The following is a 12559-nucleotide window of genomic DNA, read 5'->3' as shown; positions in this document are numbered from 1 at the left end:
GCAATCGCATGACCACTTCATGCAGCCATCAAAGGGTAAGGAAACGAGTTCACTCATTTCAGTTCTTTTGATAAAATCATCAAGGGGAGATTTAACTAAGGGCACTGAGTGTGTATGGCTTTATAAAATTATGCCAAACAACGACTTAAGTTCCATTCAGATAATTTTATTTATCTATCTATTTATCTATTTATCTATTTATCTATCTATGAATAATAGAATGGCTTGAATGAAGGCATTAATAAATTCTAGCCAATTTTCCAGTCAACAGTTTGTCCTGCGAAAAATGGCACTATCGCTTCGCCATTTGGCAAGGTAAGAGATTCCGGTACCGTCCAGCTTTGCCTTACCAAAGTCACCGAATTTGAGTTCCTGGGGAGACCATAAAAATCAGCTCCGTGGAAACTCGCAAATCCCTCTAACTTATCCAGTGCATTGAGCTCATCAAAGACCTGAGTATAAAGTTCTAAGGCGCTCCATGCACTATAACAACCCGCGCAACCACAAGCGTTTTCTTTGGCATGTTTGGCATGAGGTGCAGAGTCGGTACCTAAGAAAAACTTATTCGACCCACTAGCCACTACTTCGCGCAGAGCCCGCTGATGAGTGCTGCGCTTTAATACAGGTAGACAATAGTTGTGAGGTTTAACGCCACCTACTAATAAATCATTTCGATTTAACAATAAATGTTGCGGGGTAATAGTGGCAGCTACATTACTGGCACTACTGAGAACAAAGTCAGCCGCATCACTGGTAGTAATATGTTCAAACACCACTTTCAATTCAGGGAAGGCTTGCACGATTTTCGCCATATATTGATCGATAAATACCTTCTCACGATCAAAAATGTCCACATGACTTTCAGTGACTTCACCGTGCACCAATAATAATAAACCTTGTATTTGCATCTCTTCAAACACGGGGTATAACGCTTCAATACCGCTGACTGCTTGAGCGGAATTGGTAGTCGCTCCAGCAGGATATAATTTGGCAGCTATTATACCCGAATTTTTGGCATCGATGATATCTTGCTTAGACGTTTGATTCGTCAGATACAATGTCATCAAAGGTTCAAAATGACTACCTTGTGGGCGAGCAGCTAAAATACGCGCCTTATATTCATTGGCCAACTTTGCATTCACCACAGGAGGCACTAGATTTGGCATGACTATCGCTCGGGCAAAGCACCTAGCTGTAGCAGGTACTGTTTCGCTGAGCATATCGCCATCTCTAAAATGTAAATGCCAATCGTCTGGTGTGGTGATAGTAATCTGTTGCATCTTCGTCCTGCTTGTATTTTAAAAAAACGAATGAGAATAAAGTTTTTATTATGCCTTAAATCTAACAGCAAACGTCAAACAGTTAAAAAATTGTTGTTTTAAAAACAGAATACTTTGTAATAAGTTAATAATTGGCCGAATTTAGTGGCAAATTAAAGCATGATTAGTGACATAAATTATTCGTCTTTCTTGTGGTACTGTTTTATGCATACAGCAATAAGCCTGCTAAATGTTGCCCCTGATAATAAAAAAGAATTGGTTTACCAAACTTATCTTCACATCATCAGACCGTATCCAAGTTATTAAAAAGATAGACAACTTATACCGTGAAAATAACCTTCACTATTTAGACAACATAACCTTATAAAACGCCTACTAGATGTCGCTGAATATTTACATATCAGGCTTAGAAGCGTTACACGCTAATTCCTAAAACGGGTCCTTTTGTTATCGCTAGTAAACACGCACCCAGAGGTTGCCGACTTTGCCAAGCAACATGGACTCACAAAACATGCCAGCGCATTGCTTAAAGGGTTATAAGCAGTCGTAAAAGACGGAGCAACATTATAATAAGCAACTAATAGAGTGTTAATTTTTGTTGTGAATGTTCATTAGTCGATACCTATTAAGTCTTCATAAACCCAATCCATGATTGCGAAAATGTCAGCCCTGGTCCCAGCCTGTGATTGTGCATACACCTCCTCATAGATTAGTTTTCACTTCGTTATTTTTTGTAAAAGTGTTGCCCTTCAAAGTGCCAGCGTTATACCTTCTTAACAAACTCCGACTTCAATTTCATGGCGCCCATACCATCAATTTTACAATCGATATCGTGATCCCCCTCCACCAAACGAATATTCTTCACTTTAGTGCCCACTTTTACCACAGCAGAAGACCCTTTTACTTTGAGATCTTTGATGACGGTAATAGTGTCTCCATCGCTTAACACATTGCCAGTTTGAGTCTTTGATTATCTTTTCGTCTTCGTTTACTTCACCGGATTGTGGCCACTCATGGGCACATTCTGGGCACACGAACATATCTCGATCTTCATAGGTGAAGGTGGAGTCGCACTGTGGACATTGGGGTAAATTACTCATGGAAAAATCCTTACTGCAAACACTTGGGATAATAATAAAAAATAATTATCTACGCTTTATAAGGCAATTACCAGCTTCAAACGCCCCTATTTAAAGAGGCTTATAATTAGCAGAGCGAGTAATGGATTGGATAAACACCTTAAAATAATTGGGTGGATATAACTGCGAGACTAAGTTGGTTAAGTTGGTTAAGAAGTCCCAAGCTAATCATGTTGGGAGTATAAACGTCGTAATTTTTAAAGCAGATAATGGGGGCATTAAGAGAACTGTGGCATGCTGCAAATCGTGCGTGAGTGGTTAATAAAATAACAACGGTTATTGAAAATAAATAGTTTTCATATTTTACTTTTCTAGCTTAGTAATAAATGGATTTTTAATCATTATCTGACGGTAGATAGTCTAAGCGAAATGGTCATCACATCCAAAACCCTCCGCATATAGGAAAATTTTGAATAGCCACTTCAGGCATCTACATTACATTTATTGGTGGCATATAAATAAAAAGCTAAGGGATGATCTGGTAATTCAGAAGTTCTGAGACAATAATAGTATTTACTGAATAGTTAAAAGAGAATTTCATGAAAAAAGGACTAGGAATTTTTGCTCTGGTAGCGCTGCTGATTGTTGGCGGTGTTTGGTATATGTTAAGTGGTGCGGGCGATTTTATACGTTCGCAAATAGAACAACAGGGAAGTAAGTATCTTGCTACAACGGTTTCAGTCTTAAAAGTAGACTTGGCATTAACTGATGGACGAATGACCATCAGTGATCTGGATATAAAAAATCCCCAAGGATTCAGTAATCAAGACGCGTTCAGTGTTGATGCGATCACTCTGGATTTAGGCGAAGTGATCGATGAGCCTTATGTGATACAGACAATTAGCATCAATGCACCAGAGATTCTTTATGAAGTAAACAAAGATGGTATGGGCAACCTGATCGTGTTGAAAAACAATTTGGCTGCTAATCTGCCAAAAACGAAAAATGAACCTGCACCCACATCACAAGACTTAGCCAATCCTTTAGTTATTGTTGAAAATATCACAGTCAATAACGTTCGTCTTAAGTTAAATTTCGAAAAACTACCTACTGGCGAACTTAATATAGAGACGAAAGCCTATGAGATTAGCTTACCTACTTTTAATGCGGGCTCTATTGGCCAGCCAAATGGCTTGCCAGCAGATCAACTGGGAGTGGCTGTGGTTCAAGTCATGCTTGATAACGTGATTACTGCAGCTAAATCTGAAGCAAAAAAACGCTTGGAAGACGAAGCTAAGAAAAAAGTCAAAGCAGAACTCAAAAAGCAAAAGGATAAGTTGTTAGAAAAAACGAAAGATAAACTCAAAGGTTTATTCAATTGAGGTTAATACCCATCACTGAAGGTGGCTATAACTTAAAATGTAGTGACTCTATGGCAGCCACAGTGCAACGACTGGCTAATGCACTTAAGTTGCCCGAGTCTGGCGGCAAATATGAGACCACTGGATCCATGATCAGCCTCAGCACGCAAAATCACTCAGATAACAGTCTAATTCGCCAGCAAGTATTCGCTTAAACCCTAGCATTATGGCATCACCTTTCCTGGCCGCTATTAAATAATTACTTGGCTCATGGCTTGCTAGTAGCCAGCGTCTAAAAAGTTTAAGGGGATATATCGCAACTTTTAGCCAGACTTTTAATCATAGTCTGTTCTATGGCATTCGCAGCAGCTGAATTATGTTACCTACCAAGTGGGTCGTAACAGGTAAGTCGCGCTGACATATCGCCAATCACACCGCAACGCTGCGACCCATCTTGTGCAGACTCTTCGGGGTTCAGAAGAGGGGACCTAGCAATTGCCAATAACACAACCAGCGACAATCTGACTGGCTTGAAAAATGTTTACTTCTCTTTTATATACCCCACCTTCCTATAGCTCGGCTATGTAACGGCACCAGATATGATTTGAATGTATTCCACTTTCGCAGTTTCCATTGCATTAACTATGCAATCAGCGACAGGCTTTACTTGGGCTGCAATAATTTTTGACCAAGGGGGAGTGATGTATTTCACTCCTTTATTACTATTTTTATAACAGTAACCGTTATTGCACTTGTCATCACATTCTTGATGCCTTTTTAGCAAAAATCTTTAAGTAAATTGGACTATTGGTGTTTTAAGATTCGATTAAAAACACAATCCATCATGACAGTTCATCCTGTATTTAAGATAATTGATAATAAAAAGACTTAGCACCTAGATTTTACTCGGTGTTTAGATAGATGATAGGCACTAAGAAAATTACTGGCTAAGGTATGTGCTGTAATGGAAAATATTACTGTTTGGTTCTTCAAGGTAACGAGCATTCGATTCATAATTGGCATGTGCGTGGTTTATCTAGTATTTCCGCTTTATCTTCTACCTAATATTATTAACAGCGGCAGTGTTGGGCCGCTAGATTTACTCTTTTGGTATAACCAAGACACGCTTTATCAAATGTTGATGAATTATGGTGAAGCCATTCGTGCCAGATACATCATTGGTTTGTTAACTGTGGATTTAGTCTACCCCATTTTTTATGGCACATTATTAACCATGCTCCTAGCCTTGGTCATAAAAAAGTTATCTATCCCATTCCCTAAAAAAATCATCTTTACACCTTATATCGTGGTACTTTTTGACTTAATCGAAAACTCTTTTTTTGTTTACCTACTCAGTACTTATCCTGCTAGACATGTCTTAGCAGCAGATACTGCTGGTTTTGTCACAGCTACAAAGTGGAGTGGCTTTGTCATCATAATTATGATGTTAGTCTATTTAGTGACTTACGACGTACGGATTACGCAACAGAAAAACTAACAAAGACAATGCCTAAGGAACCATAATGAAACTTATTCATTTAAGATTATAGAATGACTTTCCTTGTATTGGTCTGCATCTGATTTTCCCAACAAGTAATAGGGGATCCAATCGAATACTTTTTGTTACAGAGAAATATTAACAACCCCTCCTTATTTTCAAACGCCGTTCGAGTTGATGAATTAACTTACCTCACAATCATCAGCCCAAGTAATCTGTCATAAAGCTGTCACCTGCGCTTCATATAAGTGTCACCGTTGTTTCATATCCTGATATGAAATATCACATACATTTAAGGAAGTAGAGATGAAAAAAGTTGCACAGTTATGTACTAAGACCACTTTGGCTTTAGCCATTAGTTTATCATTAACAGGTTGTTTTTTAGAAGGTGATAACGGAGAAGTAGGCGCAATCGGAATCCAAGGAGTAGCAGGTACGGATGGCGCAAGCGGCACAGAGGGTGCTAATGGGATAGATGCCAATGCATCAATTACTCTGGGTCTTGTTGGTCGTATTCAACTCAACTCAGATGATCCAGAAGGTGCCGCTGAGATTGTTCAGTTTCACAGTGCATCTAGTACCATTTATGCAATAAATAGTGCCGCGGATGAACCAACCATCGAAATAATTGATGCCTCGACCTTAACAAGTGATGTATTGGCAAATCCCCTTTCCAGTGAAAACCTAACTTCTATCACATTAGTCTTACCCACAGAGCAAAACTCAGTGCAATTAGCTGGCCCCACAAGTCTTGCAGTGTCTGGAAACTGGATGGCTGTAGCCATGCCCGCAGCCGATAAAGCAACAAATGGTATGGTATTGTTTTATAACGGGCTTGATACGTCATCCCCAACTTTTGTAAAAGCGGTAGAAGTAGGCAACTTACCCGATATGGTCACCTTCACACCGGATGCCAGCAAAGTATTGACTGCCAATGAAGGCGAACCTAGTGGTGACTACACTATTGATCCAGAGGGTTCGATATCGATCATCTCGATTGTAGATGGAACGCCCAGTGACACATCAATAAATATCAGCTTCTCTGGCTATAACGGTAAACAAGCTGATCTGGAAAAACAGGGCATGCACTTCCCTAATCCTTCTGGGCGCACTATTAATGGATCATTGATTAGCACAACAGTGGCGCAAGATTTAGAGCCAGAATACATCACCACTACTAATGAAGTTGCTTACATAACACTTCAGGAAAACAACGGTTTAGCCGTTGTTGATTTAAGTGACAACAGTGTAAAAGTGATTGGCCTTGGCTTTAAAGATTGGAGTGAGTTTCAGATAGATGGCATGGAAGATGGTACTGTGAGTTTTGGTCAATATGACAATCTGTACGGTATGTATATGCCTGATACCATTGCATCATTTCAATGGAAAGACGCCAACTTTTTAGTGACCGCAAATGAAGGTGACGCTAGGGAGTACTTCTTCGATACATTAAATACTGACGGCGTACAAGATGAAGACTTATGTAATTCTGCAGGTGGCCAAGACTTTGATGAGGATGATGGTTGTTTATCTTATACCGAAGAAACGCAAGGGCGTCGATTGGATTATTCGCCAGGCTCAAACTTAGAGACTATAGCCGGTGACGATCCAAGAGACTTTGACTTCACTGCTTTTCCACTAGGGCGCTTAACAGTGACCAATGTATTAGGTGACAGTGACAATAATGGTGAATATGAAGCACTTTATGCCTACGGTGCACGTTCATTCACTATCTGGGACACTAATGGCCTAGTTGTATTTGATTCAGGCGATGACTTTGAACGCATTACTGCTTCTATCCACGGTAACGCCTTCAATAATAACAACGATGAAAATGCGGGTGACTCGCGCTCTGCCAACAAAGGTCCTGAGCCCGAAGCATTAACCGTTGGCCAAGTTGGGGACAAAACCTATGCCTTTATTGGTATGGAGCGTTTGGGTGGCATTTTTGTTTATGATGTGACCAACCCTTACGACGCTATGTTTGTCGACTATGTGATTAATCGAGATCTTACAGAAGGCGGTGACTTAATCGGTGACAGCGTCCCTGAAGGCATGGTATTTGTTGATGCAACCAATAGCCCAACAGGTAATACTTTGATCATTATTGGTAATGAAGTTAGTGGTACAGTGTCAGTTTGGCAGATTACTGAAAAATAAAAATATTGAACTACAGAAAATAACGAGTATTTCGGGCGTAAAAAAAAGAAAAATACTGAATTTTTATCTTTTTTTGCGCCCCTAATTATTCTCTTTGAACATCATGATTTTTGCTTCGACTTCATCACTCTTAGTAGCTTTTATGCCGCATATTTGTCTTTCATCAAATAGGCAAAAGCGGTGTTGAAGGCGACTTCTTGAAACATCTTTAAGCCTGTGTCGGGCATAGGCACAACTACAGGGTTACGCTTTAATGATTCTTTGATAGCTGTCGGAGACAACGCTATCACGTCAACATCATCGAGTAGCTCTAATGCCGCTTCTAATTTAAAGCCTATAGCACCACCAGCAAACTTTCCTTTCATCGGACGTTGGCGAATGACAATTTGGTCTATTTTATAATCTTGTACTAGCTGCGCAAAGGTTTTTTGAAAATAACGTAGGTCTTTCGCTATTGCGTTTTTAGGCAATGATAGTTTGCGCGTATGGCAATCAGGAATTTGAAATACCTCTTCAGCCAAAGATAACAAACAAATATTTGCATCATTACCACTTAATTCAACACCAATTACCCGCATAACTCTTTACCTTTACTTTTGTTTTTAACTTTAATTGAAAGGATTATAACTTAATTCCTAAAAATGAGTGATACCAATACATCAATAAAACGATGTTGAGTGAAATGTTACTTTATACCAACATACCCAAGCCCTAAATTAACAATTCAAAGGTACAAAATGTTAACTCTGTATGGTTTCGACGTCAGTAACTAGTTCAATATGATTAAACCAGCTTTGGCCATTAGGGTATTGAATATAAAACAGTCACTCTTTATCCCAATCAGTCAGATGAATATCTGAGCAAAAGTTCAATGGGTAAAATACCCGCCTTAGAAACTGACAAGGTATTTTGACTGAAACCAATGTCATTCTTGAATATATTGAGGATACCTATTCAGACATACCTTTGTATCCTGGTAATACGTTTGAAAAAGCTAAGATCAGAGAATTAGTTAAAATGGCAGAGTTGTATTTGGAATTGCCCGCCAGGTGGAGCCACTCTGAAGTGTTTTTTGGACAAACGGTCAATGAACTGACTAAAAAAGAGACCAAACGTGCTTTATGTAAAGGCATAGAGGGCGTGGCCCGCTGTGCCCAATTCAGTCCTTATTTAGCAGGTGAGCAACTTACGGCTGCAGACATCGTATTTCTGTATAGTGTTGATTTGGCTTCAGTGGTGGCTGACAAGTCATTTGGTCTTGATTTACTCGGCATGGCTCCGGGTGCTAAACAACTGATGACTTTATTAAATCAGCGAGAAGACGTAATGAAAATTGCCGAAGACAGAAAAATTGGCAATATAAATTTCAAAAAATATATGGCAAGTCTCACTTAAAAATTTCAATAAGTGATCGATTAATAAAATATTGGAGTAATTTTCTTAGGTCATCTAAATATTTATAGGGAAAAAATGAGCCTAACCGCACACGCTGAATTCAGTTGCCCATATTGTATGGCCAAAAACGATCTGGAAATTGATGAAGAAAATGATTTAAATCAGCAACAAATAGCTGATTGTCAAATCTGTTGCTCACCCATTGAGGTTATTGTAACAGCAGGTTATGACGGCGGATTTAATATTGTCGCCAAAACTGACAGTGAATAAGAGGTCAATGGGTATCTGAATGATAGATGTATTTAACGCCACTCCATCGTTACTCACAAAACTCCAACAAGCAGCAAATGAGAGGTCTTTGCTGCAGTTGGTCGTCAAGCATATCCGTAGCTATGAATTTTCTACGAAAGTAGATAGCGATGAGATAGACATAGCATTTGCTGCCACTGGGGGAATAACTCGCTGGGTGAACAGCGACAACCTAAAAATCAAATGCGAGCCTATGCCAAATAGGCGAACAACCTTTGGGGATATTTTAATTGAACAACCTCAAGGTTATGTCAACCTAGCCACGCCGGCAGGTTTTATTCCATTAGTCGATGTGGTGTATTCACTGGGTCAACTTAGCGTAAAACAAATTAACTAATCTACATATCATACATTATCACCGAGCCACCAATAACAAAGGTAAATTGCCGTTTAGGTTAAGTTGATGATAACCTAAGTTTGTTTGTTTCTATAAGTCAGTATCATATTTATGTTCAGGGTATCTCGCAATAAAATCAGATGGTTTACTTTAGTTTTCATGAGTGTCCATCTCTCCAGTTTCTCACAGCAGTTATCCTTTAATAAATCCAAAAAAAATAAGGAAATGTATTTCAATTACACTTGGTCTGATCATCAAGAAAAAACCTCCGATATATCTTTCTCATTGCCATTTCGCCAATTAAACAAGCAAAATCATAAAAAATTTATACCTAACTTAGCCCAACAATATGTTTATATTGAAATGCATAAAGCCGCTAAAAAAATTGATCCCAAAGAAGCCCGAGTGAACATTCAGCGCCGAGGGCAAGATATTCATATACAAGTCACCAGTAGATCGAACGAACTCTTGGATAAGTGGCAGCGCTCAATGAACCAGGGTCAGCAAAAAGCCCTCGACCAATATCTGCAAGATAATTACTACAGTCACTTTCGTTCTTACTTGGGTCAAAAAGCAATAAAACCTGATCATCTTCGTTATATTTCGGAAAACACAGCGGCTCTGTTGCCAGTAGCACAAGCCATGTACGAGACATTACCCGCCGATAGTAAAACTCGTGCTTATATACATTTAGTGCTCAGCTGGGTACAAAGCATCCCCTACAATGAATTAAAGAATCGTTTAACGTCCAACGGTGCAGGCTATTTACCGCCACTATCTGTGATAGCCAATAACCAAGGAGACTGTGACAGCAAAACAGTATTAATGGCAAGCTTAGTGCGCTCGTTATTTCCAGATGTAAAAATGACCATGGTGTTCCTACCCCACCATGCATTATTAGGTATCGCTCTGCCCTTGAGAAAAAACGGACAAACCTTAAATATAGACGGCATGGACTACTTGCTAATGGAACCAACAGGTCCTTCAAAAATTCCTTTAGGCGAGATTTCCAATCGAAGCGCCCAATACATAGCTGGCAATATGTATAGCCTTGAGGAAGTACTTTAGTTAGCTAAAAAGGATATAGCCGATGCCAATGTCATATGCACGATAATATTTTCCAACAAGTTTTGATGCTTTTATTATATCTTCATCAGAACATATATTTTGGGTATCGAGATGTGTATTGGGTAAATCATGAGTAAACGTGTTTGAAACTTGAGACATTATTTCACCTAAAGAGTTTTCAATTAAGATGGTCAGAGCTTCTGTAAAGGGCTCTCAGGTTTGTAATTGAACATCCATCCAGTCAAGTTTCAGGCATAAAATGTGTTTCTCTATCGGTTAAATGAGGAGGTAATACCACCATTTCACCTTTTAAATAGACTTAACCATACCTTTTGTGGTCGACGAAAAGTGACCTTGATAAATTGTTTTCAATCATGAGCAGGACACTTCATCACAGAGATATTCAGAGTCACCGTCAATAGGAATACATGGCTATACAAAGGCCTTAATGGAGGATGAATGAATGAATGAATAATTTATCCATTCGATGTTGTTCACACCTTACAACCTCCAAATAATATCAAGAAACAGGTCAGACCATAGACAAATACATCAGTTTGCCTGCGGTGTCTAACCTGACCAACCTATCTACAATTGTTCTTCAGCAAATTCTGCCAACCTACTGCGCACCACACCGTCTAAATTAATGGTGGCACTGCCAGAAAAATTCTTAAATTTCTCCACTATATAGGTTAAACCTGATGTGACTGCAGACAGATAATTGCTATCTATTTGCGCCAAATTACCACCACAAATCAACTTAGTGCCTTCACCACAACGAGTAATAATGGTTTTTAGTTGAGAAGCCGTTAGATTTTGTGACTCATCTAAGATCACAATGGCATTTTGTATACTCCGACCTCGCATAAAGTTCACTGATTTAAACTGAATATTGGCTTTTTCTATAATGTAGCTCATAGAGCCTTTTACATTTTCATCATTTTTATGCAGCACTTCTAAACTGTCGGTAATAGCGGCAAGCCAAGGCGCCATTTTTTCTTCCTCCGTACCAGGTAAAAAGCCAATAGACTCAGCAATTTCAGGGGTACTTCTGGTCACGATGATTTTGTCGTACATGTTTTTCTCTACGACCATCTCAAGAGCTGCTGCCAGTGCTAATAAGGTTTTACCACTTCCAGCTGGTCCAGTTAGGATCACTAAGTCAATATGTGGATCGAGTAAGGCATGTAAGCTCATCGCTTGACCAATATTTTTTGGAGAAATCCCCCATGCTCTTCGCCCCATAAGTCGTTCGTAACCAAGGTCTAAGACGTCTAAATGATCACTACTAACAGACTCAACTAAACCTGCAAAGTGCTGGCTCTCATCCAGTAAAAATTCATTGACATAGGCTTGTGGTAACATTTTACGTTCAACAGTGTGAATAGTGTCTCGGCCTTCTGTACGGCTATTCACTGACTTAACTTCATCCCAAAAATTACCCAAGAACTGATGATACCCCTTGGACAAATATTTAATGTCGGTGACCATCTGATCGGTTCGGTAATCTTCCACATATGCCAAGCCAGCCCCTTTGGCCTTTAAGCGCATATTGATGTCTTTGGTGACCAATACCACTTGTTTAATATGTTGAGATTTTTGTAAAAACAGCGCGCTATTAATAATACGATTATCATTTTCGTTACTAGTGAAAACTTGTTGTGAAACAGGCATGCCGTGATCAACAAAAATTGATAGACTGCCAGTAGGCGCTGACTCACCAGCCCCCATTCCTTGCATTGACACACCCTGCATCAAATCTTCAGGTGAGGCGTCGTGAAGTAAGTTTTCCATGGCACGAATAGACACACGGGCGTCTCTGGCAACATCTTTCTTACTATCTTTAATGTAATCCAACTCTTCAAGTACAGTCATGGGAACAACAACGTCGTTTTCTTTGAAGGATAAGAAGGCAAGGGGTTCATGAAGGAGAATATTAGTATCTAATACGTAAATTTTTGAACTGAGTGCTTTTTTTCTGGGCATCCGTCGCTCCTGTAAAACTTAGATAAAATGCCTGCCAGTTAAATCATGTTTTTGATCTGCGTAGGTGTAACGAGTAAAACACTTGT

General features: G+C 39.3%; 11 protein-coding genes and 1 pseudogene. 8 read left to right on the top strand and 4 right to left on the bottom strand.

What is annotated here, in order from left to right:
• Nucleotides 1–248: 248 nt before the first annotated feature.
• Both pyrC and Q0Y52_RS18990 read right to left on the bottom strand, forming a co-directional pair.
• Nucleotides 249–1280, bottom strand: a complete 1032-nt coding sequence (gene pyrC, locus Q0Y52_RS18995; RefSeq protein WP_297824096.1) for a dihydroorotase — start codon at nt 1278–1280, stop codon at nt 249–251.
• Nucleotides 1281–2043: 763 nt separating this feature from the next.
• Nucleotides 2044–2380, bottom strand: a pseudogene (locus tag Q0Y52_RS18990) (zinc ribbon domain-containing protein YjdM).
• A gap of 578 nt (nt 2381–2958) precedes the next feature.
• On the opposite strand from Q0Y52_RS18990, the gene Q0Y52_RS18985 reads away from it, so the two are divergent.
• The 4 genes from Q0Y52_RS18985 (at nt 2959) to Q0Y52_RS18970 (ending at nt 7378) form a co-directional block, all read left to right on the top strand.
• Nucleotides 2959–3741 carry a hypothetical protein gene (locus Q0Y52_RS18985; protein ID WP_297824094.1) on the top strand — a complete coding sequence of 261 codons (783 nt, stop codon included), beginning with the start codon at nt 2959–2961 and terminating at the stop codon, nt 3739–3741.
• Nucleotides 3738–3935, top strand: a complete 198-nt coding sequence (locus Q0Y52_RS18980; protein ID WP_297824093.1) for a hypothetical protein — start codon at nt 3738–3740, stop codon at nt 3933–3935. The genes Q0Y52_RS18985 and Q0Y52_RS18980 overlap by 4 nt, the downstream gene beginning before the upstream one ends.
• Nucleotides 3936–4684: 749 nt before the next feature.
• Nucleotides 4685–5218, top strand: a complete 534-nt coding sequence (locus tag Q0Y52_RS18975; protein ID WP_297824092.1) for a hypothetical protein — start codon at nt 4685–4687, stop codon at nt 5216–5218.
• 306 nt (nt 5219–5524) lie between these two features.
• Complete coding sequence (locus tag Q0Y52_RS18970) at nt 5525–7378, top strand: choice-of-anchor I family protein (protein ID WP_297824090.1); 1854 nt, start codon at nt 5525–5527, stop codon at nt 7376–7378.
• A gap of 140 nt (nt 7379–7518) precedes the next feature.
• On the opposite strand, the gene Q0Y52_RS18965 is transcribed toward Q0Y52_RS18970, so the two are convergent.
• Nucleotides 7519–7956: a DUF3010 family protein gene (locus Q0Y52_RS18965; protein WP_297824089.1), complete on the bottom strand. Its 438-nt coding sequence runs from the start codon at nt 7954–7956 to the stop codon at nt 7519–7521.
• Between the two features lie 331 nt (nt 7957–8287).
• Between Q0Y52_RS18965 and Q0Y52_RS18960 the strand changes: the two genes are divergently transcribed.
• The 4 genes from Q0Y52_RS18960 (at nt 8288) to Q0Y52_RS18945 (ending at nt 10487) form a co-directional block, all read left to right on the top strand.
• Entirely contained in the window at nt 8288–8773 is a 486-nt protein-coding gene (locus Q0Y52_RS18960) for a glutathione S-transferase (protein ID WP_297824088.1), read from the top strand.
• Nucleotides 8774–8848: 75 nt separating this feature from the next.
• On the top strand, nt 8849–9043 hold the full coding sequence (locus Q0Y52_RS18955) for a CPXCG motif-containing cysteine-rich protein (RefSeq protein ID WP_297824087.1): 195 nt from the start codon (nt 8849–8851) through the stop codon (nt 9041–9043).
• Nucleotides 9044–9062: 19 nt separating this feature from the next.
• Nucleotides 9063–9419 carry a hypothetical protein gene (locus Q0Y52_RS18950; protein WP_297824086.1) on the top strand — a complete coding sequence of 119 codons (357 nt, stop codon included), beginning with the start codon at nt 9063–9065 and terminating at the stop codon, nt 9417–9419.
• 225 nt (nt 9420–9644) lie between these two features.
• Nucleotides 9645–10487, top strand: a complete 843-nt coding sequence (locus tag Q0Y52_RS18945) for a hypothetical protein (protein WP_297824085.1) — start codon at nt 9645–9647, stop codon at nt 10485–10487.
• 588 nt (nt 10488–11075) lie between these two features.
• Here Q0Y52_RS18945 and Q0Y52_RS18940 read toward each other — a convergent pair.
• Nucleotides 11076–12473: a PhoH family protein gene (locus Q0Y52_RS18940; RefSeq protein ID WP_297824084.1), complete on the bottom strand. Its 1398-nt coding sequence runs from the start codon at nt 12471–12473 to the stop codon at nt 11076–11078.
• Nucleotides 12474–12559 lie beyond the last annotated feature (86 nt).

The sequence above is a fragment of the uncultured Paraglaciecola sp. genome (genome assembly GCF_943787955.1).
Classification (GTDB): Bacteria; Pseudomonadota; Gammaproteobacteria; order Enterobacterales; family Alteromonadaceae; genus Paraglaciecola.
Note: the sequence above shows the minus strand (reverse complement) of the source record. Positions and strands in the feature narration are given on the sequence as shown.